This window comes from Bradyrhizobium sp. DN3 (assembly GCF_041357655.1).
Taxonomy (GTDB): Bacteria; Pseudomonadota; Alphaproteobacteria; order Rhizobiales; family Xanthobacteraceae; genus Bradyrhizobium.
The window spans coordinates 219,689-245,387 of sequence record NZ_JAULLN010000009.1; the positions used below are offsets into that span (position 1 = coordinate 219,689).

Annotated in this window: 20 protein-coding genes; 5 read left to right on the forward strand and 15 right to left on the reverse strand. The window is 65.5% G+C overall.

The window, feature by feature from the left end:
* Nucleotides 1–703: 703 nt before the first annotated feature.
* Both AAE027_RS16200 and AAE027_RS16205 read right to left on the reverse strand, forming a co-directional pair.
* On the reverse strand, nt 704–1,711 hold the full coding sequence (locus AAE027_RS16200) for a Na+-dependent transporter (RefSeq protein ID WP_370990354.1): 1,008 nt from the start codon (nt 1,709–1,711) through the stop codon (nt 704–706).
* An 11-nt stretch (nt 1,712–1,722) separates the two neighbouring features.
* On the reverse strand, nt 1,723–2,670 hold the full coding sequence (locus tag AAE027_RS16205; protein ID WP_370990317.1) for an alpha/beta hydrolase: 948 nt from the start codon (nt 2,668–2,670) through the stop codon (nt 1,723–1,725).
* Nucleotides 2,671–2,879: 209 nt separating this feature from the next.
* On the opposite strand from AAE027_RS16205, the gene AAE027_RS16210 reads away from it, so the two are divergent.
* Nucleotides 2,880–3,908, forward strand: coding sequence for a DUF2155 domain-containing protein (locus AAE027_RS16210; protein ID WP_370990318.1), 1,029 nt, complete (start codon nt 2,880–2,882; stop codon nt 3,906–3,908).
* Between the two features lie 13 nt (nt 3,909–3,921).
* Here AAE027_RS16210 and aat read toward each other — a convergent pair whose 3' ends face one another.
* The 10 genes from aat to AAE027_RS16260 all read right to left on the reverse strand — a co-directional run bounded on the left by aat (nt 3,922) and on the right by AAE027_RS16260 (nt 13,773).
* Nucleotides 3,922–4,602: a leucyl/phenylalanyl-tRNA--protein transferase gene (aat, locus tag AAE027_RS16215; protein WP_370990319.1), complete on the reverse strand. Its 681-nt coding sequence runs from the start codon at nt 4,600–4,602 to the stop codon at nt 3,922–3,924.
* Nucleotides 4,603–4,664: 62 nt separating this feature from the next.
* On the reverse strand, nt 4,665–5,768 hold the full coding sequence (locus tag AAE027_RS16220; protein ID WP_370990320.1) for a sensor histidine kinase: 1,104 nt from the start codon (nt 5,766–5,768) through the stop codon (nt 4,665–4,667).
* Nucleotides 5,765–6,205 (reverse strand): response regulator, encoded by a 441-nt coding sequence (locus AAE027_RS16225; protein ID WP_091888040.1) that lies wholly within the window; start codon nt 6,203–6,205, stop codon nt 5,765–5,767. Before AAE027_RS16225 ends, AAE027_RS16220 begins: the two co-directional genes overlap by 4 nt.
* On the reverse strand, nt 6,202–7,728 hold the full coding sequence (locus tag AAE027_RS16230) for a sensor histidine kinase (protein WP_370990321.1): 1,527 nt from the start codon (nt 7,726–7,728) through the stop codon (nt 6,202–6,204). Before AAE027_RS16230 ends, AAE027_RS16225 begins: the two co-directional genes overlap by 4 nt.
* A 104-nt stretch (nt 7,729–7,832) precedes the next feature.
* Nucleotides 7,833–9,191: an acetyl-CoA carboxylase biotin carboxylase subunit gene (accC, locus tag AAE027_RS16235; protein ID WP_091888036.1), complete on the reverse strand. Its 1,359-nt coding sequence runs from the start codon at nt 9,189–9,191 to the stop codon at nt 7,833–7,835.
* Between the two features lie 62 nt (nt 9,192–9,253).
* Nucleotides 9,254–9,742, reverse strand: a complete 489-nt coding sequence (gene accB, locus AAE027_RS16240) for an acetyl-CoA carboxylase biotin carboxyl carrier protein (protein WP_370990322.1) — start codon at nt 9,740–9,742, stop codon at nt 9,254–9,256.
* A gap of 35 nt (nt 9,743–9,777) precedes the next feature.
* Nucleotides 9,778–10,245 carry a type II 3-dehydroquinate dehydratase gene (gene aroQ, locus AAE027_RS16245; RefSeq protein WP_370990323.1) on the reverse strand — a complete coding sequence of 156 codons (468 nt, stop codon included), beginning with the start codon at nt 10,243–10,245 and terminating at the stop codon, nt 9,778–9,780.
* 229 nt (nt 10,246–10,474) lie between these two features.
* Nucleotides 10,475–11,278 carry a DUF1236 domain-containing protein gene (locus tag AAE027_RS16250; RefSeq protein ID WP_370990324.1) on the reverse strand — a complete coding sequence of 268 codons (804 nt, stop codon included), beginning with the start codon at nt 11,276–11,278 and terminating at the stop codon, nt 10,475–10,477.
* A 212-nt stretch (nt 11,279–11,490) separates the two neighbouring features.
* Nucleotides 11,491–12,258 (reverse strand): DsbA family protein, encoded by a 768-nt coding sequence (locus tag AAE027_RS16255; RefSeq protein WP_370990325.1) that lies wholly within the window; start codon nt 12,256–12,258, stop codon nt 11,491–11,493.
* Between the two features lie 114 nt (nt 12,259–12,372).
* Nucleotides 12,373–13,773, reverse strand: coding sequence for a M48 family metalloprotease (locus AAE027_RS16260; protein WP_370990326.1), 1,401 nt, complete (start codon nt 13,771–13,773; stop codon nt 12,373–12,375).
* A 194-nt stretch (nt 13,774–13,967) separates the two neighbouring features.
* Between AAE027_RS16260 and AAE027_RS16265 the strand changes: the two genes are divergently transcribed.
* The 3 genes from AAE027_RS16265 to AAE027_RS16275 all read left to right on the forward strand — a co-directional run bounded on the left by AAE027_RS16265 (nt 13,968) and on the right by AAE027_RS16275 (nt 17,222).
* Nucleotides 13,968–15,155: a pyridoxal phosphate-dependent aminotransferase gene (locus tag AAE027_RS16265; RefSeq protein ID WP_370990327.1), complete on the forward strand. Its 1,188-nt coding sequence runs from the start codon at nt 13,968–13,970 to the stop codon at nt 15,153–15,155.
* A 90-nt stretch (nt 15,156–15,245) separates the two neighbouring features.
* On the forward strand, nt 15,246–15,803 hold the full coding sequence (locus AAE027_RS16270; protein ID WP_370990355.1) for a biotin transporter BioY: 558 nt from the start codon (nt 15,246–15,248) through the stop codon (nt 15,801–15,803).
* An 84-nt stretch (nt 15,804–15,887) separates the two neighbouring features.
* Nucleotides 15,888–17,222 (forward strand): dicarboxylate/amino acid:cation symporter, encoded by a 1,335-nt coding sequence (locus AAE027_RS16275; protein ID WP_370990328.1) that lies wholly within the window; start codon nt 15,888–15,890, stop codon nt 17,220–17,222.
* Nucleotides 17,223–17,347: 125 nt separating this feature from the next.
* Here AAE027_RS16275 and AAE027_RS16280 read toward each other — a convergent pair whose 3' ends face one another.
* From AAE027_RS16280 to AAE027_RS16290, 3 genes are all read right to left on the reverse strand, one after another.
* Complete coding sequence (locus tag AAE027_RS16280; RefSeq protein ID WP_370990329.1) at nt 17,348–18,580, reverse strand: NAD(P)/FAD-dependent oxidoreductase; 1,233 nt, start codon at nt 18,578–18,580, stop codon at nt 17,348–17,350.
* A gap of 42 nt (nt 18,581–18,622) precedes the next feature.
* Entirely contained in the window at nt 18,623–20,119 is a 1,497-nt protein-coding gene (locus tag AAE027_RS16285; RefSeq protein WP_370990330.1) for an amidase, read from the reverse strand.
* 218 nt (nt 20,120–20,337) lie between these two features.
* The gene (locus AAE027_RS16290; RefSeq protein ID WP_370990331.1) at nt 20,338–23,415 is read right to left on the reverse strand and encodes an Rne/Rng family ribonuclease; all 3,078 of its coding nucleotides are present in this window, start codon (nt 23,413–23,415) and stop codon (nt 20,338–20,340) included.
* Between the two features lie 706 nt (nt 23,416–24,121).
* On the opposite strand from AAE027_RS16290, the gene AAE027_RS16295 reads away from it, so the two are divergent.
* Entirely contained in the window at nt 24,122–25,417 is a 1,296-nt protein-coding gene (locus tag AAE027_RS16295) for an N-acetylmuramoyl-L-alanine amidase (protein WP_370990332.1), read from the forward strand.
* Nucleotides 25,418–25,699: the final 282 nt, after the last annotated feature.

Genomic DNA, 25,699 nt, shown 5'->3' on the forward strand with positions numbered 1-25,699 from the left:
TCGGCATCAGCAGGTACGGCGAAGGAGGATTGCGCGACGGCGATCGTGAAGAGGATCGGTGATGAGGTCGGTGGCAACGTCGCCCATCACCGCAGAGGCGGGGGCAGGCGTTTGCTCGCAAACTTGTGCGGGATGGCGAGGTTCGCGTTGCCACAAAAGCGGACATCTACGAGGCAAAGGCGAATGTCCGCCGTGGACCCAGAAGCTGACGATCAGATCAGCTCGAATATGAGCGATCGCGGGGACGACTACGCAACTAGCGGGTCCGCCGCCGTCTTACCAGCCAGTACACGCCGTATCCGATCGCGAGAATAGGAAGGCCGGCACCTGCAATCGGTCCGGCGGCTCCCCTCGTTTGGCCGGGCGCGCTGGGACAATTCCCATTGCCGTTGCAAGCTGAGGCAGACGGCACGGTCGTCACCGCCAGAGTCAACGCAAATGCTGCTGCGGAAAGAACGCCCCAGGTGACCTTCATGGATCCGCTCCTCTTCCTAAGTTGCGCTTAGATTGCGCTCCGCCGATCGGTCTGCGATTTAAAATAAAACATTTTATTTCCCATTTAAAATTAAAAAATAACCAAGGTTAACCGGCGTTGTGTGTCTGAATGCCGCATGACTGCTTCGGGTTCCACAGGCGACATTCCGAGCTGGAACCGCCTGTCAGATTACGCGAGAAAGCAGACATCCTGGATTATGCGTACTGCTTAAGTCGTGCTGTTTGCCGCCGCCCCGCTCGACCTATCTGGGCGCGCGGTCAAGCGCCGGGCGATCGGCATCAGCAGGTACGGCGCGAGATGAATCGGAAACTGCGTCAGCGCGAAATAGAGCCAGGTCGTGGCCGGCAGCGCGCTGGCGGTTGCCGCCAGCATCAGGCCCAGATTGCGCTGTGACACCATCAGGCCGATCGCGAAGGCGCGCTCGGTGCCGATGCGGCGGAAGATCAGCGTCGTGACCGCGAGCAGGGTGAAATAGACCGCAAAAGCCAGCAGCGCGACGGCGATAGTGAACAGGGGATCGGTGATGAGGTCGGTGGCGACGTCGCCCATCACCGCGGAGGCGAACACCAAGAGGATGACGATGTTGATGCCGTCGATCGGCCGCTTGTGACGCTGAATCGCTGCGGTGCCGAACAGGCGGCGGATGATCGTCGCGGCCAGCAGCGATGCGGCGAGGATGCCGAGCAGCTTCAGGCCGAGCGTCAGCGGCGCGATGCTGAGCATGCCGCCGAGAAAGAGGCTGGCGAACAGCGAGGCGGTGAAAGGCACGAGCGCGGTCGAGGTCACCAGCGTGACCAGCACCAAGGTGGCATCGAGGCCCATCAGCGCGGCAAGGGCCGGCGCCGCCATCATCGGCGAGGCCATGCCCTGGAGCATCAGCGCAAGCGCAAGGCCGGGCGAGCTATTGGTCAGCCCGGTCGCGTAAACGGCCAGGGCGACGATCAGCGGCACGCCGATCGTGGTCCAGGCCGTGGCGGCCGCGACCAGCGCCGGCCGGCGCAGATGTCCGTACAGCGCGACGAGATCGACGCGCATGAAGGAGATGCAGAGCAGAAGGAAGATCGCCTCGGTGACATAGGGACGCAGCAGCGCACCGAGCGGCGGCACCGCGACCGCGATGAACGCGATGGCCGCCACCGCGCGCGTGCCCTGACCGCCGAGCCATGTCAGCCCGCGCAGGGGGAGAGCGAAGACGGTTTGAAGAACGGAGGGCATGCGGAACGGCGTCAGCCCAGCGCCTTCAGCCACGCGCCGATCTCGCGCACGGCGACGTTGGCCTCTTGCAACAATCTTCCCATCGTGAAGAAGCCGTGGAACTGACCGGGATAGTGCTTGGTAGTCACGGGTACACCGGCCTGCTTCAGACGCTCGGCATATTCGTCGCCTTCGTCGCGGAGGGGATCGGCGCCGGCGGTCAGCACATAGGCCGGTGGCAGGCCAATGAGGCTCGCAGCGCGCGCGGGCGAGGCGCGCCAGTCGTGGATGTCGGCCGCGCCATTGAGATAGTGGTCGCGGAACCAGCGGATCACCGAATGGGTCAGCAGCACGCTGGTCTCGGGCTCGCTGTGGGAGCCGTGCGTCATCGCGAAATCGGTGGCCGGATAGATCAGGACCTGGCCCGCGATCGCGGGACCGCCAGCGTCACGCGCGGCGAGTGCCACGACCGCGGTGAGATTGCCGCCGGCGCTGTCGCCGCCGATCGAGAGGCGCGAGGCGTCGATGTCGAGCTCGTGCGCATTCGCGGCGACCCATTTGGTGGCGGCGATGGCGTCCTCGATGGCGGCAGGAAACTTGTGCTCGGGCGCAAGGCGATAGTCGACCGAGATCACGATCAGCGCGCCTTCGACCGCGAGCTGGCGGCAGACGACGTCATGGGAGTCGAGATCGCCGATCACCCAGCCGCCGCCGTGGAAGAACACCAGCGCCGGCGACAGGCCATCGTGCCGGCGCGGTTCCTTCGGAACGTAGAGGCGGGCGGGGATCACACCATGCGGCGCCGGGATTGCGAGCTCTGCGACGCGGGCAAGCTCCGGCGGCTCGGGGTTGGTGGCAAAGCGCGCCTGCGAATAAAAGGCGCGCGCCTCCGGTGCAGTCAGGGTCTCGTAGGCGGGCCGGCCGGCCTCCTGGAACGCCTTATAGACGGCGGCGGCATCGGGATCGAGCACAACGGGCATGGGGGGCGGCCTCTGGGTTTCCAGTTATGGTTGGAACGTCGTTTTCGGAGGGCGACGCCCGCCGCAGCTCCGAGGAAGGGTCTTTGCGACTATCCCATCCGGGAGCCGGTCTGGCCAGTCGGCGCCGGGCGGAGCAGGGATGCCGCCCTTCCCCCGCCGTATTCGCCGTGTTAACCGGAGGGCCTGCGAGCGGCGGTATCCCCTGTAGAATGTCCAACAAGCCCGATTCGCTGTTGAAGCCGCGCGAGATGTTCAAAACCCTTTCCCTGACAGGCCTTGCGGCGCTGCTGGCCGCCACCGCGCTCACGGTTGCGACGCCGGCCCAGGCGCAGATCGGCACGATTTTCTCCGATCCGCCGCCGCTGCGGCCGCCCGGCAACATTCCACGCGGCCAGCCGCAGCTGCAGCAGATCCCCGACGACGACGAAGAGGTGCCGGAGCTGCCGCCGCAGGGCCGGGTGCTGCCGTCGCGCCCGATGCCGCCGCCTCCGGGCCGGCAGGGCAATGTGATGCCCGGGCCGGTCGAGACCCAGCCCCTGGCGCCGCCGCCGGGCTCCAGCGTCGCGCCGCCAAACCAGCCGCCCTCCGCGGCGATCGCCCCGCCCAGTCCGCAAGGCGCGCCGGGTCAGCGCCAGCCCCAGCAGAAGGGCGCACCTGGCACGGTCCCGCAGACGCCGGCGAGCCTCCAGCCGGGCGACGAGGTCGTGACCGAACCGCCGGCCCAGAAGATCGTGAACAAGAAGGCGACCTTCTCCGGCCTCGACAAGATCACCGGGCGTATCATCAATTTCGACGAGGAGATCGGCGAGACCGTCCAGTTCGGCGCGCTGCGGGTCAAGACCGACGCCTGCTATACGCGGCCGGCAACTGAGGCCACCAACACCGACGCCTTCGTCGAGGTCGACGAGATCACCTTGCAGGGCGAGGTGAAGCGCATCTTCTCGGGCTGGATGTATGCCGCAAGCCCCGGCCTGCACGGCGTCGAGCATCCGATCTACGATATCTGGCTCACCGACTGCAAAGAGCCGCAGCAGACCATTGCCACCGCCGCGCCGGACCCCGCGGCCAAGCCGGCCCCGCCACCGCCGCCTGCGCAGAAGAAGGCTGCGCCCAAGCAGGTGCAGCAGCGTCCGCCGCAGCCACTGCCACCAATCCAGCAGCAGCAACCGGCCCCGCCGCCGCCTCCGCCACCAGAGCAGCGGCCAGGTTTGTTCGGTATCCCCGGGTTCGGCCGGTAAGTCCGACTATCGATCATTGTCGCGAGGCGATGATCTCGAGCGCGCGCGCGCCCGGAATCGCCTCACCGGCAGAGAGCCTCAGGAAATCGCCGGGCTCGCCCGCGAGCGCCTTGTCGAGCAGCGCGGTGTAGCGCCGCCGCGAAATCTCGACCGCGCCGAAGCTCTTCAAATGCTCGGTGACATATTGCGTGTCGAGCAGCTCGAAGCCGCCTTGGATGAGCCGCGCGACCAGGTGCACCAGCGCAACCTTCGAGGCATCGCGCGCGGTGTGAAACATGCTCTCGCCGAAGAAGGCGCGCCCCAAGCTGACGCCGTAGAGCCCGCCGACGAGGTCGTCTCCCTGCCAGGCCTCGACGCTGTGGCAATGGCCGAGCTCGTACAGGCCGCCATAGAGGTCGCGGATGCGCTTGTTGATCCAGGTATCCTCGCGCCCGGCTTGCGGCGCCGCGCAGCCGGCGATCGTCGCCTTGAACGCGGTGTTGACGGTGACGCGAAACGCATCCGAACGCACCGTGCGCGCGAGCCGCGAGGCCACGCGGAATCCGTCCAGCGGGATGACGCCGCGCAGCTCCGGCTCGACCCAGAACAGGGTCGGATCGTCGGCGCTTTCCGCCATCGGAAAGATGCCGCAGGCATAGGCACGCAGCAGCACGGCCGGCGTGATTTCAGAAGAGGCAGAGTCGCGAGACGTCATGGCGCGCGACAATAGCAGGATCGCAATGCGGTTGCGATGGGTGGCGCAAAGCCTCGCGCCTGTCAGCTCGCGGCGGCGGCGTTGGTCTTGCCGGGGGCCGGAGGCGCGCGGCGGAACCTGAGCACGATGCGGGTTCCACTATGGGCGGGATCGCGCTCGACGGACGCGTCGAGCTTGGACGCCATGGCTGCGACGATGCGCTGGCCCATGCCGGTGGAGCGCGGATCGGCCTTGACGTTGTCGCCGACGCCGTTGTCGGTGATCGACAGCAGGAGATCCTCGCCCTGCGAGATCAGCTCGACATGGATCGGACCGGCGCCATCGGGATAGGCATATTTCACCGCGTTCATCACCAGCTCGTTGACGATGATGCCGACGGCGACCGCACGGTCCGGATCGATCTCGATCGGCTCGGCCTTCAGCGTCAGGCGCGACATCCGGTTGCCTTCGGCCGAGCGCCTGAGGTCCTCCAGCAGCGAGTCCAGATACTGGTTCAGGACCACGCTCTTCAGGTCCTGCGAGGTATAGAGGCGGCGGTGCACCTGCGCGACCGCGGCGACGCGGCCCATGGCATTGGTCAGCGCCGCCTTGACCTCCTCCTGCGCGGCGGTGCTCGCCTGAAGATGCAGCAGCGAGGCGATGATCTGGAGCGAATTGCCGACGCGGTGGTTGACCTCGCGCAGCAGCAGCTCGCGTTCGGCGGCGAGCGCGGCGTAGCGGTCGCGCGAGGCGTGGATCTCGGCTTCGGCTTCCTCGCGCGCCCTCTGCAACTCGGCCTGACGCAGCGCGCCGTCGGCGGCGACGTGGAGGAGGGGAATGAAGTCGCCCTGGACGTCCTTGACCAGATAGTCGGCCGCCCCGGCCTTCAGCGCGGTGACCGCGATGCTGGAATCCTGCGACGCGGTGACGAACACGACCGGTGGCGCGTCCGGGATCGCCATGATCTGCTCGAGCGTCTCCAGCCCGTCGAGGCCCGGCATGTACTGATCGAGTGCCACGACATCGATGCCACCCTCGGCGCCCGCGCGGCGGATGCGCTCGAGGCCTTCCTCGCCGCTCGCGGCATGAATGACCCTGTAGCCGCGTCGCGTCAGGCCGCGATCAACCAGGCGCGACAGCGCCTCGTCGTCGTCGATGTAGAGCAGTGTTGGCGTGTGCTGGTTCATGAGGCGGCGGGCGGGACCTGGATGACCGAGAAGAACAGGCCGAGCTGCCGGATGGCATTGGCGAAATTCTCGTAGTTGACGGGCTTGGTGATGTAAACGTTGCAGCCGAGCTCGTAGCAGCGCTTGATTTCCTGGGAGTCGTCGGTGGTGGTCAGCACGACCACGGGCGAAGCCTTCAGATATTTGTTCTCTTTGATCTGCTTCAGGATGTCGATCCCGGTCATGTCAGGGAGGTTGAGATCGAGCAGGATCAGCAGCGCATTGCCCTTCTGCACGAGCCCGCTGCCGTCGGCACCGAACAGGTGCTTCATCGCGTCCGTGCCGTTGGCAAAGGAGACGATCTCGTTGTTGACGCCGGACCTTCGGATGTTGCGCTCGATCAGGCGGGCGTGGCCCTCGTCGTCCTCGATCATGATGATGGTCACAGGCTTGGTCATCGATCTGCCTTCCGGTTACTCACGTTCCAGGCGATCGGCAGCGTGATCGTGAAGGTGCTGCCCGCGTTCAGTTCCGATGATACCGACATGGTGCCGCCGAGGCGACGCACAAGTGCGCGTACATGCGCAAGACCGATGCCCTGGCCGGGCTTGTCCTGGGTTCCCGCGCGTCGGAACAGGTCGAATATCCGCTGGTGATCCTTCGGATCGATGCCGCGGCCGTTGTCGCTGATCTCGAAGATGGCATAGCCGAGCTTGGTGCGCCCGCGGATTCTGATCTCGCCGGGCACGCCACTCTTCAGGTACTTGATCGCGTTGTCGATCAGGTTGGAGAAGATCTGCTCGAGCGCGAGGCGGTCGCTGATGAGGTTGGGCAGGGGCTCGACGTGAATCTCGGCCTGCGCTTCGGCGGCCTGGTGCGCCAGCGTCGACACGATGGCTCCGATCAGCTCGCTTGTGTCGATCTTCACCGGCTGGAATTCGCGGCGGCCTTCGCGGGTGAGGTTGAGGATGGCGGAGATGAGCCGATCCATCTTGGCGATCGACGTCTTGATGAAGTCGAGCGCTTCGGAAAAGTCATCCGAGAGCTGCTTGTCGGCGCCTTTGAGCACGATCTCGCCGGGGGCGCCGGGCGCCAGTGGCGGTCCGTCGGCCGGGACATGGGTGAGGCTGCCGATGCGGCGGAAGACGTCGCCGCCGAGCTCCTCGAGTTCGCTGGTGAAGCCCATGATGTTGACGAGCGGCGAGCGCAGATCGTGGCTCACGATATAGGCAAAGCGCTGGATCTCGTCGTTGGCTTCGCGCAGGTCTGCCGTGCGTTCATCGACGACGGTCTCCAGATTGATGTTGGCATCGCGCAGGCGCGCTTCGGCCTCGTCGCGGGCGCGCGCCGAGCGCCGCACCAGCCAGATCGAGATCAGCGCCAGTAGCACGACGAGGCCGGAGCCGATGCCGGTCATCGATGCAGCGAGGGTCTGGCTGCTGTCGGCATTGGCCGACCGGAGCCGGAACAGTCGCTCCTCTTCGTCGATCATTGCCTCCGCCACATTGCCGATCGTGGTGGTGGCGCCCTGGGCCGCCGCCTCCCGTGACAGTGCCGTCGCCATGTCCGGCTGGCCTTGCTTGATGGCAGCGATTTCGCGCGCGAATTGGCCCAGACGAGTCTCAATCGCCGCGCTCAACTTCTCGATGTTCTCACGCTGCGCGGGGTTGTCGCGGGTCAGGCGCGTCACCCTGTCGAGCGCGGGAATGATCGCCGCAACGGACCTTTCGTAATCTGTCTGGAATTCGGGTCCCAGCGTGAGGAGGTAGCCGCGCAGGGCGCTTTCGGCGCGCCGGACCTCGAGCAGCAACGCGTTGATCTGGTTCTCCGCCTCGATGGTGTGGACCACCCACTTGCTGTCTCCCCGTGCCTTGTTGACGAGGTAGACCGAGCCGGCGCTGATCACGGTCAGCACCAAAAGGCCCGCCGAGAACAGCAGGATCTGCCAGAATGCGCGCCGCCGATGGCCTTCAGCCTTCACGACGGTTCACCTGTCTATTTCAGTGGAGTTCAAAGCGCCCCCTTGGAACTGGCCCCAACCCTCCTGAACGCGATTGGGGCCAAAGGGTTCCACGAGGAGGAAGATTATCGCGGGGCGGGTTCCGCCTGGCCGGCCAAATACTGTTCCAGCCAGTGGATGTGATAGTCGCCGTTGATGATGTCGGCTTCGCGCACCAGCGCGCGGAACAGCGGTAGCGTGGTCTCGATGCCCTCGACCACCATCTCGTCCAGCGCCCGGCGCAGCCGCATCAGGCATTCGGCGCGGGTCTTGCCGTGCACGATCAGCTTGCCGACCAGGGAATCGTAATAGGGCGGGATCGTGTAGCCCTGATAGACGGCGGAATCGATGCGGACGCCGAGGCCGCCGGGCGAGTGGTATTGCAGGATGCGGCCGGGCGAGGGGCGGAAGGTTTGCGGATTCTCAGCGTTGATGCGGCACTCGATCGCGTGGCCGATGACCTGGACTTCGTCCTGCCTGGCCGGCAAGTCGCCGCCGGCGGCGATGCGAATCTGCTCCAGCACGAGATCGATGTCGGTGATGCTCTCGGTGACGGGATGCTCGACCTGGATGCGCGTGTTCATCTCGATGAAGTAGAACTCGCCGTCCTCGAACAGGAATTCGATGGTGCCGACGCCGAGATATTTCATCTCGCGCATTGCCTTGGCGCAGGTCTCACCGATCTTGGCGCGCGCAGCCGCGGCGAGGACGGGCGAGGGGCCTTCTTCCCAGACTTTTTGGTGGCGGCGTTGCAGCGAGCAGTCGCGTTCGCCGAGATGAATGGCGCCGCCGCGGCCGTCGCCGAGGATCTGGATCTCGATATGGCGCGGCTTCTGGAGGTATTTTTCGAGGTAGACGGACGCGTCGCCAAAGGCGGACTTGGCCTCGTTGGCCGCGGTCGACAGCGCGACCTGGAGATCGGCCTCGCTGTGGGCGACCTTCATGCCACGGCCGCCACCACCGGCCGCAGCCTTCACCAGCACGGGGAAGCCGATCTTCTTCGCGATCGCCATCGCATCGTCATCGGGACCGACGGCGCCGTCGGAGCCGGGCACCACGGGGATGCCGAGGCGCTTGGCGGTCTTCTTGGCCTCGATCTTGTCGCCCATCAGTCGGATGTGCTCGGCCTTCGGGCCGATGAAATGCAGATTGTGCTCTGCGAGGATCTCCGCAAAGCGCGCGTTCTCGGACAGGAAGCCGTAGCCGGGATGCACCGCATCCGCGCCGGTGATCTCGCAGGCGGCGAGCAGCGCGGGCACGTTGAGATAGCTGTCCTTTGAAGGTGGCGGCCCGATGCAAACGCTCTCGTCCGACAGGCGCACATGCATGGCGTCGGCGTCGGCGGTGGAGTGCACGGCTACGGTCGCAATCCCGAGCTCCTTGCAGGCCCTGAGGATGCGAAGAGCGATCTCGCCGCGATTGGCTATGAGGATCTTGTCGAACATGGTGCCCTTAAGGGACGAATAGCGCGCGGGAAGCGGTGAGGGCGGCTGGCCGCCGGGGGCCGTTACTCAATGATGACGAGCGGCTCGCCGTACTCGACCGGCTGGCCATCCTCGACCAGGATCTGCGTCACCGTGCCGGCGCGCGGCGACGGAATCTGGTTCATCGTCTTCATGGCTTCGATGATCAGCAGCGTCTGGCCGACCGAGACTTTGGTGCCGACGTCGATGAACGGCTTGGCGCCGGGCTCCGGCGCCCAATAGGCGGTACCGACCATCGGCGAGGTCACGGCGCCGGGATGCTTCGACAGATCGGCCGCGGCAGTTGCGGGCGCGGCTGCGGCCGCCGGCAGGGCGGCGGGAGCGGCTGCCACCGGCATCGGCATGGTCGCGGCGACGCTGACGTTGCGGGCAACGCGCAGGCGCAGGCCCGCACGTTCGATCTCGATCTCGGTGAGGCTGGTCTCATCGAGCAGCAAGGCCAGCTCGCGGACGAGCGCGGAATCCTCGCTGGAAAACTTTGCGGCTGCTTTGTCGTCTGGCTGGCGCGCCATGTTGTTTGATCCGAATGTTCTGTTGGAAGGGGGCGTCAGGCTTTGGGCTTGATGCCGAGCTTCGCGGCAAGGCCCTGGATCGCGAGGCGGTAGCCTTCGATGCCGAAACCGCACAGCGAGGCGAAGGCCGCGCGCGCGGTGTAGGAGTGATGACGGAAGCCCTCGCGGGCGTGGATGTTGGTCACGTGCACTTCGACCGTCGGAATCTGCACCGCGAGCAGCGCGTCGTGCAGCGCGATCGAGGTGTGGGAGTAGCCGCCGGCATTGATGATGATGCCCTTCATCTTGCGGGCGTGTGCCTCGTGGATGAAGTCGATCAGCTCGCCTTCGCGGTTGGACTGTCGGCAGTCGGCCTTGAGGCCGAAGGTCGCCGCCGTCTCCCGGCACAGCGCCTCGACGTCGGCCAGCGTCGCATGGCCATACTTTTCGGGCTCGCGCGTCCCCAGCATGTTGAGGTTCGGCCCGTTCAGGACGAGGATCGTGTCGGTTGCAGGTTCAGCCATTCCAATCCCGGAAGAGGTGCTTCGGCGTGGCGGGGGTTATAGGTAACAAAGCGCGTGAGGGGAAGCCTTGAAGGGCCTTCCGGGTGGCTTCAAGTACCTCATCCAGTGCGCAAAAACCTGTGTGGAAGCTGCGGAAATTGCTTGTTAACCGGTCCAAAGCATGGCTGCCGGCCGAACGCAAAGGGGGCGGGCATCGCTGCCCGCCCCCTGAGGTTGCGGTGATCCGGCCTTAGGCGTTCAGGATCGCCACGATCTCATAGGTATCCGGATTGATGATCACGATTTCCTCGCGGATCAGGACGAACTTGTAGGTCCGCCACTCCGGATAGATCGTCACGACCTTCGACGGCAGGGCGTGGAGCGTAATGCCCTCACGCGGGATGCGGGTGCCGACCGAAATGTTGAAGTTCACATTGGTCACGGGCGCCACCTTCTCCTCGCGGATCACTGAGGTGATCTGCGTGCGCTGCTCGGTCGAGAGCTTGGCGGCCGCGCCAGCCTGGCCGGTCGTCGTCTGCGACCGCTCGGTCCCGGTCTGGGTCTGGGTCTGGGTTTGGGAACCCTGGTGGCCAGGCGCATTCATACCGCTGCGGTCTTCCTGACCTTGGGGCTTCATGTCCTTGCTGCCCTTGGTCTCGGTTTCCTTGCTCATGCTACCCTTGGACTTCTCGTCGCTCCGCGGGCTCTGGCCGACCGTCGACGACTTCTCCGACTGCGTTGATTTCTCACGCATCGCACCCGGCTGGTCCTTGTTCATCTTGTCGGACTGAGTCGACTTGTCATGAGCGCTCGGCTGATCCTTCTGATCCTTCATGCCGCCGGCCTGACCGACCGTTCCCTTGTCATGCTTATCTTGCTTGTCCATGGACTCTTGTTTGCCCATGGAGCCGCTGCGCTCACCAGAAGGCTGCGTGCTGTGCTGGGTCTGCTGGCCACTCCCGTAGTCCTTGGTTCCGGTTCCTTGCGCATTGGCGAAACCGGTGCCGGCGATCAGCGCCAAGGCTGCAACCGAGACCAAAAAGCGATTAGTCATTTGTACCTCTCCTCACGTGATTTCTTTGCGTCATTGCCCGCGCCGACAACGAAAGGAGAGCGCGGTCGTTCCGAAATCAGGAGGTTCCGACGAGCTTTGTTTGTTGAACGCCGGATGAATGATTTTGCAGAGGCGCGCCAAGATTTGGCACAAGAAAAAGGCCGGCTTCCCTGCCGGCCTTTTTCGCGTTTTCAGTATCGTAAAATGTGGGATCAGCAGGTCGCTTTGCCGCAGCGGGCGATGCCGATCTTTTCCCTGAGGCCTTCGACGCCGATGGCGCCGACCACGATCTGCTTGCCGATCACGTAACTCGGCGTGCCGTTCATGCCCATCGCTTCGGCGAGCTTGAAGTTCTCCTCGATCGTGGCGCGCACTTCGGGGCTGGCGATGTCCTTCTCGATTCTAGCAGTGTCGAGACCAGCCTCCTTGGCGGCCTGAATCGCGCGCGCCTTGTCCGCCGCGCCGCGACCGCCGAGCAGTCTCTGGTGGAAGTCGAGATATTTCTTGCCGGAGGGATCCTGCATGCGCACGGCGACGGCGACCTGGGCCGCCTCGACCGAGCCCTGGCTCAGCACGGGAAATTCCTTCAGCACGACCTTCAGCTTCGGATCGCTCTTCATCAGATCGAGCATGTCGCCCATGGCGCGTTTGCAGTAGCCGCAATTGTAGTCGAAGAACTCGACGAAGGTGACGTCGCCGTCCTTGTTGCCGAGCACGACCTGGCGCGGCGAGTTGAAGATCGCGTCGGCATTCTGCGCGATGCTGGCCTCGTGCTTCTGGGTTTCGGCCGCGGCCTGACGTTTGCTGAGCTCGGTCATGGCCTCCTCGAGCACCTCGGGATGGCTGACGAGATAGTTCTTGATGATCGCCTCGATGTCGGTGCGCTGACTATCGGAGAAGCTCTCGGCCGAAACGGGCGCGGCTGCGCTGAACATGGCGAGCGCAAACAGCGCGGGAGCAAGCAGGCGCAGCGAAGGCATGGTCAAATCCTCTTATCCAAAGCAGGTTTCGGTAAAACGTCGCGGCGGACTTAAAGCTCGATGTCGTGACGTCGTGGTGTCGGGCGTCGTTTGCGTTGCGTCGTTTGCGTTGCGTCAGTTGCGCGGCGGCTTGGCCGCCACGATGTCGTCGGCCTTGACCCATCCGGGCGTGCCGACGGCGAATCGGGTTTTCGCGCGCGTAGCGAGCTCGCGGGCGGTCTTGTTGTCGCCGCGCAAGTAGGCGGCTTGCGCCGACGCGAGATCCGCCTCGGCATAGTCTCCCTTCCGGCCATAGGCCATCGCGAGCTGGGTGTAGCCGAGCGCGGCCTCGGGCTCTCGCGCCACCGCGGCGCGGAGAATCCGAACGGCGTCGTCGGTGTAGGCCTTATTATCGGTTCCAACCAGAGCCTGCCCAAGTAACATCTCGATGAGGGGCGCATTGTTCGAAAGCTGCACCGCCTTGCGCAGGGGAGCGATCGCCTCGGCGGGCTTCCCACTCTCCAGCAAGGCCTGACCGCGCACCTCGTAGAAGTACGGGTTGTTCGGCTGGACCTGGATCAGCGCGTCGATCTGGGCCAGCGCGCTGCGCAAATCCCCATGCAGATAGGTGCTGATGGCGCGGGCATAGCGCGCCGGCAAGCTGTCGTTGGTCTGGGGATAGCGGCGGTACACCGTCTCCGGCCGCTCCATGAACGCGGAGATCTTGGCGCGCACCATGTCATGGCGGAGCTGGAGCGCGGGATCGTCCTTCTTGTCCCAATAGGGGCTTGAGCTTGCGAACACCTGCAGCGCGGCGACGCGCTCGGCCGGCATCGGATGCGACTGGAGATAGGGATCGGCGCCGCGCGCGGCGAACAGGCTCTCGCTGGTGAAGCGCTTGAAGGTCTCGTACATGCCCTTCGGCGACTGCCCCGTCGCGGTGAGGAATTTCACGCCGGCACGGTCGGCGTTCTCCTCCTGCTGGCGCTGATAGGACAACAGCGTGCGGCGGATCATCTCCTGCGGAGCGGCGATGGCGGCCGCCCCCGCATTGGCAAGGCCGTTATTGCCGGCGCTGCTGCGCTGGGTGCTGCCCGCGGCGATTGCGCCGGCGCCGAGCAGCATCGCGATGATCATCTGGGTCTGCGCCGTGGCGAGCTGCTCGCGCAGCTTGGACAGATGACCGCCCGCCAGATGCCCGGTTTCGTGCGCGAGCACGCCGATAATCTGGTTCGGCGTCTCCGACTGGAGGATCGCGCCCCAATTGACGAAGATGCGGCGGCCGTCTGCCACGAATGCGTTGAACGAGCCGTCGTTGATGATCACCATCTGGATGTTCTGCTTCTCCAGACCGGCGACGCGCAGGATCGGGCGGGTATACTCGCGCAGGAGCTGCTCGGTTTCGGTGTCGCGCAGGACCGGCGGCCCCTTCGCCTGCGCACGCGCAGCCGAGAACGGCGTCAGCGCGATCGCCGTGGCCGTAACGAGGGCGGTGAGGGCGGAAGCCTTCTTGCGCAATGCGATCTGGAGCAACATCAAGCGGTCTGGGTCAAACGGTCTTGGTCAAGCAGTTTCGTGATTGGTTTTGGCGATTGGCGGCGGACCGGATACGCGATATGCCCTTGTGAGCCTTTACCCCTTATGAGCCGTACAATGCGGCTAGTCTGGGGCGCAAGCGCCCCCGTGTTCCGGACCGGACGGACCGGTCCGCCAGCGAATAGCAGAAATCGATGCACGATGCGACATTGAGGAACCGGTTGGGACAGTGGCTCGAGCCCTCCCGCCGCAGCGATGTTCCCCCGTTCATGGTGATGGACGTCATGGCGGCGGCGGCCCGAATCGAGGCCGCCGGCGGCCATGTCATCCACATGGAGGTCGGCCAGCCCGCGGCCGGCGCGCCCAGGACCGCAATCGCAGCCGCCCATGCTGCGCTCGAAGCGGGGCGGATCGATTATACCTCCGCGCTCGGCATCCCCTCGCTGCGCGAGCGCATCGCGCGACATTATCGCGATGTCTATGGCTGTGACGTCAGCCCCGAGCGGATCGTGGTGACGACCGGCTCCTCCGGCGGATTTATCCTGGCCTTCCTATCGATGTTCGAGCCCGGCGATCGCGTCGCGGTGACCGTGCCGGGCTATCCACCATACCGCCATATCCTCACCGCGCTCGGCTGCGAGCCGGTGCTGATCGAGACCACCAACGAGACGCGCCACGCGCTCACCGGCGAGGCGTTGCTTGCTGCCCATCGCAAGGCGCCGCTGAAGGGCGTGTTGGTCGGCAGCCCCGCCAATCCGACGGGGACCATGATGTCCCGCGAGGCGCTCACTGGCCTGATCGCGGCCGCGCAGGACGCAGGTATCCGCTTCATCTCGGACGAGATCTATCACGGGCTGGATTATGCGTTTCCTGCCGTGACGGCGGCGGCGCTGTCGGACCACACACTCGTGATCAACTCGTTCTCGAAGTACTTTTGCATGACGGGCTGGCGCGTCGGCTGGATGGTCGTGCCTGAGATCCTGGTGCGGCCGATCGAGCGGCTGCAGCAGAACCTCTCGATCTCGGTGCCGGCGCTGTCACAGATCGCGGCCGAGGCCGCCTTCGAGGGCACGGCCGAGATGGAGGAGATCAAGCACGGCTATCAGGAAAACCGGCGCATTCTGATCGAGGGACTTCCCAAAGCCGGCCTGACCAGGTTCCTGCCCGCCGACGGCGCCTTCTATCTGTATGCCGACGTCTCGGACTTCACCTCCGACAGTTTCGAGTTCGCCAAGCAGATGCTGGAACAGGCTCATGTTGCGGCTACGCCCGGCCTCGATTTCGATCCCATCCACGGACGCTCGTTCGTTCGTTTTTCCTACGCACGTTCGCCCGAGGAGATGCGCGAGGCAGTTGACCGGATCGCTGACTGGCTTAAATAGCCGCCAGTTTTGATCAGCCTTCCGGAGTTCATCTTGTCTGACCGATCTGCCGCGCCCGCCGCCACGTCGCATTCTCCTCTCGCCGCATTGATGTGGCCGACCCGGCCGGGCGAAACCGTCGGCGCAGTGCGCGCCTTCATGCTGATTGCACTCGGCACCGCGTTGATGGCGCTATCAGCCAAGGTCAGCCTGCCGCTGCCCTATGTGCCCATGACGTTGCAGACGCTGGTGGTGCTGATGATCGGCGCTGCCTATGGCTGGCGCCTTGGCAGCGCAACCATGATCGCCTACCTCACCGAGGGCGCGTTCGGGCTGCCGGTATTTGCCGGTCCGGTGGGGGGCATTGCACCGCTAATTGGTCCGACTGCAGGCTATCTGTTCGGTTTCATTGCCGCAGCCTTCGTGACCGGCTGGCTCGCCGAGCGCGGCTGGGATCGCAGCGTGGTGCTGCTGTTTGCGGCGATGGCCGTTGGCCATATCGTCATTCTCGCCGCCGGGTTCGGCTGGTTGGCCTTTGGCCTTGGCCTCGGCGCTGCGAAGGCCTGGCAGGTCGGCATTGTGCCGTTCATTGCGGCTTCGCTGGTCAAGAACGCGCTCGGCGCCGCGTTGATGCCGGCAGCGCGCCGGATCATCGATCGCCGCGGGTAAAACGCGCAGTAACGAGCAGTTCCAATTGACAGGGCCGGCCAAGTTGATCTTGGCTGGCCCGATAGTTTGAGGGGGAGTGAAACGATGACGACGACAACGATGGCGGAAACGCCGGTCGCGCCGCCCGCCGCCAAGCCGTGGTACAAAATCCTCTACGTCCAGGTCCTGATTGCCATCGTGCTCGGCGCCATCGTCGGCTGGCTGTGGCCACAGCTCGCCACCAATGAGTGGATCAAGGCGCTCGGCGACGGCTTCATCAAGCTGATCAAGATGGTGATCGCGCCGATCATCTTCTGCACCGTCGTCTCGGGTATCGCCCATATCCAGGATGCCAAGAAGGTCGGCCGGATCGGCGTCAAGGCGCTGGTCTATTTCGAGGTCGTCTCGACCTTCGCGCTGGTGATCGGACTCATCATCGGCAACTTGGTGAAGCCCGGCGCGGGCTTCGGCAGCGGCGCGGCAAGCGAGGCGGCTGTCGCAAATTACGCCAAGCAGGCTGCCGGTCAGAAGTCGGTCGACTTCGTGCTGCACATCATTCCGGACACCGTGGTCGGCGCCTTCGCGCAAGGCGAAATCCTCCAGGTGCTGCTGTTCTCGGTGCTGTTCGGCTTCGCGATCATGAGCCTCGGCGAGCGCGGCCACACCATCCGCAGCTTCATCGACGATGCCGCGCATGCCGTGTTCGGCGTCATCTCCATCGTCATGCGTGCAGCACCGATCGGCGCGTTCGGTGCGATGGCCTATACGATCGGCAAGTTCGGCACCGGCGCGATTCTCAACCTGGTCGGGCTGATTGCAACCTTCTACCTCACGGCGGCGCTGTTCGTGTTCGTCGTGCTCGGCATCATCGCGCGCGTGGCCGGGTTCTCGATCTTCAAGTTCCTGGCCTACATCAAGGACGAACTCCTGATCGTGCTCGGCACTTCGTCGTCGGAAAGCGCGCTGCCATCCTTGATGGAAAAGCTGGAGCGGCTCGGCTGTTCCAAGTCGGTGGTCGGTCTCGTGGTGCCTACGGGTTACTCGTTCAACCTCGACGGCACCAACATCTACATGACGCTGGCGACGCTCTTCATTGCGCAGGCGCTCGGTTACGATCTCTCCTTCAGCCAGCAGCTCACGATCCTGGTTGTGGCGATGCTGACCTCGAAGGGCGCCTCCGGCATCACCGGTGCCGGCTTCATCACGCTGGCGGCAACGCTCGCCGTGGTCGATCCACGCCTCGTGCCGGGCATGGCGATCGTGCTCGGCATCGACAAGTTCATGAGCGAATGCCGCGCGCTGACCAACCTATGCGGCAACGGCGTCGCCTGCGTGATCGTCGCCTGGTGGGAACGCGAGCTCGACCGCGACAAGCTCAACGCCAACCTCTCCAAGCAGATCGATCCGACCGACATGGAGACGGCGATCACGACGGACTGATCGGCGCGACGCGCCGCCAAGCTCAGAAGTAAGCAGGGCTGGTCGAGATCCTCGATCAGCCCTTTTTCTTTCGGCGTGCATCCGCGCAAGGCGCGCGTCTTCGCTCGAGATTGGAACGTCGACAGCTAAAACCGCTCCGGCCGATAGGGCGCCGGATCGATCGCCGGCGTCTCACCGCTCATGATTTCGGCGAGCAGGCGTCCGGTCGCGGGCCCCAGCGTAAAGCCCTGGTGGCCGTGACCGAAATTCATCCAGAGGCCAGGATGTCGTGGAGCTTGCCCGAGCACCGGAAGCATGTCGGGCGTGCAGGGCCTCGTGCCGAACCATGGATCCGGCTCGACCCGCTTGCCGAGATCGATCAGCTCGCGTGCTGAGGCCTCGGCGCTGGCGAGCTGCACCGGTGTTGCGAGCGCGTCCATGCCGGTCAATTCCGCGCCGGTGGTGATGCGGATGCCCTTGGCCATCGGGCCCATGGCGTATCCGCCGCCCTTGTCGACGAGCGGGAGGTCGAGCGAGGCCCCGCCGCTGTAATGCATGTGGTAGCCGCGCTTGCGTACCAGCGGAATGCGATAGCCGAACTTGTGCAACAGATCGGGCGACCACGGCCCGAGCGTTACGACCGCGTGGGGAGCGTCGAGACGTCCCTGGTCCGTATCGACGGACCAGCCGGTCGCGGTCTGCCGCAGGCTCTGGGCATCACCGAGCACAATGGTGCCGCCGAGGCGCTCGAACAGCTCGGCATAGGCCGTGACGAGGGCGCCTGGATCGGACACGGTCCAGGTGTCGAGCCAATGGATCGCGCCGGGGAGATCGTCGCGCAGGATCGGCTCGGCCTTGGCGAGCTCGCTGCCGGAGAGCACGCGGAAATTCACGCCGAATTCGCGCTGGTCTTCCTCCGCGGTCTTGATCGCGAGATCGAATGACGCAGGATCGCGATGCAGCATGCGATAGCCGGCGCGGCGGATGAGATTGTCGGCATGGGCTTCGCGAATGAGGATGTCGTGCTCCGCCGTCGCATAGGCGATCAGCCGTGCCCAGGCCTCGATCGCCTCACGATGCCGCTTCGGCGCCGAATGCCACCAATAGCGGAGCAGGGGCTCGATGTGGAGATGAAGCGACGACAGGCTGTAGCGCACGTCGTTGGTGCGGCCGGTCGCGATCTTCAGCAGCGTGGCGAGGTCGCGCGGCATCGGATAGGGGCGGACCGCTTCCGCCTGGATCATCCCGGCATTGCCGTAGCTGGTCTCGCGGCCCGGCTCCCTGCGGTCGACCAGCGTGACGGACCAGCCGCGTTGCCGCAGGTGCAGCGCCGCGCTGACGCCGATCATGCCGCCGCCGAGAACGATCGCGCTTTGCATTGGCAGAATTCTCCTGTCAGGCTGGTTGTGGGCGAGGTCGGGTCATTCCCAGGCGAGGAAGCCTGGTGCGGTCGACAGCGGCGGCGCCGCGGCGAGCCGCGCCAGATCGGGGACTGGCCGGGACAATTGCGCATCATCAGCAAACGCCGCTTCGATGCTTGCCGCGACCGAGAGCACGACGGCATCGCCACCGCGCGGACCGACGATCTGGAGGCCGAAGGGCAGGCCGGCTTCATCGAGGCCGAGCGGAATGCTGATGGCGGGATGGCCAGGAAGCGTGACGGCATAGGCGAGCGCGAGCCAGTGGAAGTAGGATTTTGTCGGCGCGCCGTCGATCTCGGCGGGGTAGAGCTCCGACCACGGCCGCGGGCTCAGCGTGATGGTCGGGCTGATCAGCACGTCGGTCGTTTCGAAGAAGCTCTGATAGGCGCGATAGATCCGCGTCTGTGTCGTTGCGGCGCGCGCGTGGTCTTCGAGGCTGTAGCCGAGACCTTCCTCGACATTGGCGCGGACATTGGGGCCGAGCATCTCGGGACGCTCCTTGTAGTTCTTGCCGTGCGTCGCCAGGAACATGCCCGCGCGCAGCACGGCGAAGGCGTCGTCCGCGCCGGCGCAATCCGGCGTCGCTTCGCGGCATGCGGCGAAGAGCGGTGCAAGCTTGCCAACGCGCTGCCGGAACACGCGCCGGATCGCCTGCTCGGTCGGGGCGAGGCCAAAGTCCTCGGTGAAGGCGAGGCGCAGCTTGCCGAGCTCGGCGGCACGCGGCGCGGCCCAGCGTTCGGCGCGGCCGCGCAACGGCTCGCCGGGCAGCGTATAGGCAAGCGGATCGCGCGCATCGTCGCTCGCCATCACCGACAGCATCAGCGCGGTGTCGGCGACATTGCGCGCCATCGGCCCGTCGGTCGACAGATTGGACCAGCCGAACGCGCGCTTCTCGCTGGCCACGAGGCCGTAGGACGGACGCATGCCGACAATGCCGGCGTAGCCTGCCGGATTGCGCAAGGAGCCGCCCGTGTCCGAGCCGGAAGCGAGTGGCGCCATGCCGCAGGCGAGCGCCACCGCCGAGCCGCCGGATGAGCCGGCCGCCGAGCGCATCGGATCGAACGGATTGCCGGTCGCGCCGAACACGGGGTTGCGGGTGTTGCCGCCCGCGGCCCATTCCGGCGTGTTGGTCTTGCCGAAGATGATGGCGCCGGCTGCACGCAGCCGCGCGACCGAGCCCTGGTCGGCCGCCGGGACGTTATCTCTGAGCAGCGGGCTGCCATAGGTGCTGCGCAGCCCGGCCGTGTCCTGGGTGTCCTTGATGAGAACGGGGAGCCCGTGCAGGGCGCCACGATCCTCGCCGCGCAGGATAGCGGCCTCGGCCTCCTTGGCCGCGGCACGTGCGCCTGATACGTCCAGCGTCACGACGGCGTTGACGGCCGGATTGATGGCGGCGATCCGCGACAGACAGGACTCCAGCAGCTCGACGGGCGAGATCGCCCGGGCGGCCAGCAGGCGGCGCAGTTCGACGGCACTGGAATCGCAAAGCTCTGACAAATGCCAATCCCCTTTCAAATCGTGAAGACGATCTAGCACACCGGACACTCGGTTGGGCGCGCTGCCACCGAGTTTTTGCGTTTTGGAGATTCTCTCCAGCTCCGCCAGATCAGGCCGCGTCGCTTGGCGACGACGACCTGCCGCCGTCGTGCGAGCAAGGAGATCGCCGAAACAAAAACGCCCGGCTGAGCCGGGCGTTTTGCATTCGATATTCGGCTTTATTCGCCGCCACCGAAGCGGCGCGACCACCAGCCGGCACGGCGCGGGGCGGCCGGAGGTTCATTTGCGGCTTGCGGTGCGGGCTCGGCTGCCGGTGCGGGCGCAGCAACCGGTTCGGTCGGCTGCGCAACCGGTGTCGCGGGCTCGGGCTGACTGTGCAGCAGGAAGCTCACCTTTTCCCGGACCGTGGAGCGGCGTCGCGCGGCCTTGTCGTCGGTGGGCTCTTCGACCGGCGCTGCGGTCGCCATGACGGGAGCCGGCTCCGGCCGGGCCGGCGGCTCACTCTGCACGTCGGCGCGCGGTTCAGGCTGCGCCGCCTGCGGTTCGGCGGTGTGTTCGGCCTGTGCAATCGAGGGCGCGGCCTCGTTGCTGAAGCTGTCGAAATCGGCGACTGCGTCGGTCGCCTCCGGCGGCGCATTGGCCGCGAGCTCGTCGCCGATGGAGCCGGCAAGACCTTCCTCGGCGCCACCGCGCCGACGGCGTCCGCCGCGGCGACCACGCCGGCGGCGGCGCTCACCGCTGCCCTGCTGCTCGCCGCGGGCGGCCTGTTCCTCGCCTTCCTCGCCGTCCTGCTCGGACTCTGAATCCTCTTCGGATTCGCTGGCGGCCATAGCGGCCTCAGGAAGCGTGGGCGCGCCATCCTCGCGCAACTCGCCGTCGCGCTGGCCGCCACGGCCGCGGCGGCGGCGGCGGCGCTTGCGGCGCTGGCCGTCCTGCTCGGGGGCCTCACCGGCGGCCTGCTCCTCGGCGAGACCTTCGGTCTCCTCGGACTCGATCTCGGATTCCAGCTCCGAATCGAACTCCTCGTCCTCATAGGCGTCTTCGACCAGGGGCGGCGGGCTCGCAGCCGCCTGCGCCGCAAGCAGGGCCTTGGCAGCTTCCAGCGTATGCACCTGCTCGCCGCGGTCGATCACGTAAGCCTGAGGTCCGCTGACGGACTGATCGGCGATGACCGACAGCGTGACCTTGAAGCCGTTCTCGAGATCACGCAAATGACCGCGCTTGTGGTTCAGCACGTAGAGCGCGACGTCGGTGCGGGTGCGGACCACGAGATTGTGGGTCGCGCCCTTCATCAGGATCTCTTCGAGGCCGCGCAGCAGCTGGAGCGCCACTGAGGAGACCGAGCGGACATGGCCGGTGCCGCCGCAATGCGGGCAGGGATCGGTCGAACTCTCCAGCACGCTGGCGCGAATGCGCTGGCGCGACATTTCCAGCAGGCCGAAATGCGAGATGCGGCCGACCTGGATGCGCGCGCGATCCTGCCTGAGGCAATCGGACAGCTTGCGCTCGACCGCGCGGTTGTTGCGCTTCTCGTCCATGTCGATGAAGTCGATGACGATCAGGCCGGCGAGGTCGCGCAGGCGGAGCTGGCGGGCGACCTCTTCGGCCGCTTCCAGATTGGTCTTGAGCGCGGTGTCCTCGATATGGTGCTCGCGGGTCGATCGTCCCGAGTTGACGTCGATCGAGACCAGCGCTTCGGTCTGGTTGATGACGATGTAGCCGCCGGAGCGCAATTGCACGGTCGGCGAGAACATCGCATCGAGCTGGCTCTCGACGCCCATCCGCGAGAACAGCGGCTGGCCGTCGCGATACTGCTTCACCGCGCTGACATTGGCGGGCATCAGCATCTTCATGAAGTCGCGCGCTTCGCGGTAGCCGGATTCGCCGGCCACCTGGATCTCGTCGATCTCCTTGTTGTAGAGGTCGCGCAGCGAGCGCTTGATCAGCGAGCCTTCCTCGTAGACGAGGGTCGGGGCCTGCGACTTCAGCGTCAAGTCGCGCACCGTCTCCCACATCCGGATCAGATATTCGAAGTCGCGCTTGATCTCGGGCTTGGTGCGGGCAGCGCCGGCGGTGCGCAGGATGATGCCCATGCCCTCGGGCACGTCGAGATCCTGCACCACTTCCTTGAGGCGCGACCGGTCCTGGGCGCTGGTGATCTTGCGGCTGATGCCGCCACCGCGCGCGGTGTTGGGCATCAAGACGGCATAGCGGCCGGCGAGCGACAGATAGGTCGTCAGCGCGGCGCCCTTGTTGCCGCGCTCTTCCTTGACGACCTGCACCAGCATCACCTGGCGGCGCTTGATGACTTCCTGGATCTTGTACTGACGGCGCGGGCGGAAGGTGCGCTCCGGCACTTCTTCCAGCACGTCGTCGCCGCCGACGGATTCGACGAGTTCCTCTTCGGCTTCCTCGCCGTCCTCGTCCTCTTCCTCTTCGTCGGCCGTCACTTCCGCGCCCTTGGCATGCGCCGCGTCGGCGGCGTAAACGGCATCGGCTGGTTCAACGGCGACAGTTACAGCCTCGGCGAAAGCCTCGGCGCGGGCTTCGGGGGCGGCGGCCTCCTGCGGCTCGGCAACGGTCTCGGCCGCAACCACGGGCTCGGCGCCGACGGCCGCGACAGGCGCCGGCGTCTCGTCGGCTTGATCATGGTCGTGATGATCGTGCTCGCCGTGATCACCCTGGTCGTCATCAGCGTGGGCGTATTGGTGATCGTCATCATGGGGCTGATGATCGCCATGATCGTGTTCGTGATGATCATGGCCGTCGTGCTCGCCGTAATGCTCGGCATCGGCCTGCAGGAGCTCGCCTTCGTGCGAAGCGCCTTCGGTCTGCGCCGGCAGGGTCTCACCTTCGACCGGCTGGGCCGCGGGGTCGGCGCCGGCCTCGAGGCCTTCGACGATGTCGCTGCGGACGCGTTCGCCATGACCGCGGCGGCGGGCGTTGCGGTGGCGCGAGCGGCGGCGGCCATGGGAGCGGTTCTCGCTCTCTTCCTCGGCCTCGCGATGAGCCTGTTCTTCGGCCTCGATCAGCGCCTGCCGGTCGGCGACCGGGATCTGGTAGTAATCGGGATGGATTTCGCTGAATGCGAGGAAGCCGTGGCGGTTGCCGCCATATTCGACGAACGCGGCTTGGAGCGAGGGTTCGACCCGGGTGACCTTGGCGAGGTAGATATTCCCGCGCAGTTGCTTGCGTTGTGCGGTCTCGAAGTCAAACTCTTCGACGCGATTGCCGCGGACCACGACGACCCGGGTCTCTTCCGGGTGGGTGGCATCGATCAACATCTTGTTGGGCATGTCTTAACTCTTGGCGGCGGCGGGCGCGATTCACCGTGGGCGCGTATCGCGCCGCCGGGTGACGCGACGGTCCACCTGATTCGGGGGTGAGGGGAAGGCCGAGACACCGTCTCTCGCGCCTTGCCGAACCGGAAGCTTCGGGGCCAGCGCGGCGCGCGGGATTTTCAATCCGCAGCGTCGCGAATGGTCCTTCAGAATTCGTCGGCACAGTCTGGCGCATCAAGCGTCGGCCCGTATGAAACATTGGGCGGCGGGGCCGCCCCTCAATCAGTTGCTGCTGGCCAGGCATGGCGCGAGCGCGCTCGCCTTGGGGATCACGAACCGCTCCCTTGGGATCAAGAGACCGGGTTAATGGTTACGTCGCTGTCAGAACCGCCCGGGTGACGTGAGTGGTAACCCAGGACCGTCCGCCGCCGGAGCTTGACCCGCTCCATCTCGTTGCCGCGCACCGCGCTGGTCTTAGAGGGGAACGGAAAACGCTGGAATTCCCAAACCTTGAGAGTTCCGGCGCTGCACCGGGAGGCTGAATGCGACACAACCGGGAATATCGGCCGTCAGCATTCCGTACATACGAGGAATGAGCCATCCGTGCAAGGGAGCGTCGCACGGCGGTCACAGTCAGCGAGTTTCGCATATCCGTCATTAAGGATCGTTTAACCCTGTGGTTCTATTGCGTTAAAGAGGCTGCTCGGAGGCACGGAATTCGGTGGCGAGCCGCACAAATCAAAGGGTTTTGCTGGGATGCGTGCTGCTGTGCGCCGCAGCATTGCCATATGCAAATTCCTCGCGCTTGAGCGCAGCGGAAAGCCAGCCGCAACCCTCTGTTGCGGTTGCGAATTTTCCAATCGCTTCGGCCGCCCGTCTGGCTGGCGATGGCAAGCAGACCCGCTTCATCCTCGACATCGACCAGACCATTACCTTTCGCGCCGTCACGCTCGCCGACCCCTACCGCGTGGTGGTGGACGTGCCGCAAGTCAATTTTCAGCTGCCCGCCGGTACCGGCAGCGGGGGGCGGGGGCTGGTCAAGGCCTTCCGCTACGGGCTCGTCATGCCTGGCGGCTCGCGAATCGTGTTCGACCTGACCGGGCCGGCGAAGATCGCCAATTCCTACGTGGTCGACGCCGCCAACGGCCAGCCGGCCCGTCTCGTGCTTGAGCTGGAAGAGGTCGACCGCGCCGCCTTTGTGCCCTCGGTCGCGCCCGAAAATCGTCCCGAGCTGAGGCCCGCGATCGCCGAGGCGCCGCCTGCCACGGTTCCCACTACGGCGGCTCCGGAAACCGCGCAGCAGAAGGCCGATGGCCGGCCGGTGGTCGTGATTGATCCCGGCCATGGCGGCATCGACAACGGCACGCAGTCGAGCGGCGAGAGCGAGAAGAACCTCGTCCTCGCCTTTGGGCTGGCGCTACGCGATAGACTGGAAAAGGCCGGCAAATATCGCGTGGTCATGACGCGGGACGACGACACTTTCATTCCGCTCAATGACCGGACCAAGATCGCCCGCAACCTCAAGGCCGCTTTGTTCGTCTCGATTCATGCCGATGCGCTGCCTCGTGCCGAGGGCGATGCGCAGGGCGCGACCATCTACACGCTCTCCGATAAGGCCTCCGACGCCGAGGCCCAGCGGCTGGCTGACGCCGAGAACCGGGCGGACGCGATCGCCGGCTTCAACCTCGCGGAGGAGCCGACCGACGTCGCCGACATCTTGATCGACCTCACGCAGCGGGAAACCCGCACTTTTTCAAACCGTTTTGCCCGTCTGCTGATGGGGGAAATGAAGTCGACGGTGCGGATGCACAAGCATCCCCTGAAGTCGGCTGGCTTCCGGGTGCTGAAGGCGCCCGACGTTCCTTCTGTGCTGGTCGAGATCGGTTATGTCTCGAACAAGGGTGACCTCGAGCATCTGGTCTCCGAGGGCTGGCGGTCCCGTGCCGTGGGCTCCATGGCACAGGCGATCGACGGGTTTTTGGCCAAGCGGATGGCCACGGCGGGATCGTCAAATTGACGACCCGGGGATCGTCAAATTGACGACCCGGGGATCGTCAAATTGACGACCCGGGGGTCTTCGAACTGAAAGGGTTTTTCCGTCCCGCCGCAAAAGCCCTAGTTTGGCCACAGCGGGCGCTTTATAAAAATGCCGCAGGGGGTTCCGGAATTGGAGAGAATCCCGCTCGGCAAGCGTCTAAAATCCGGCGCTGATGTAATTGTGTAAGCCGGTGAATTCGTGACGTAAAGGTCGGCCCCTGTTCGGGGTGCCAAGGGGCTGATACTGGGCTGATCCAGAGTT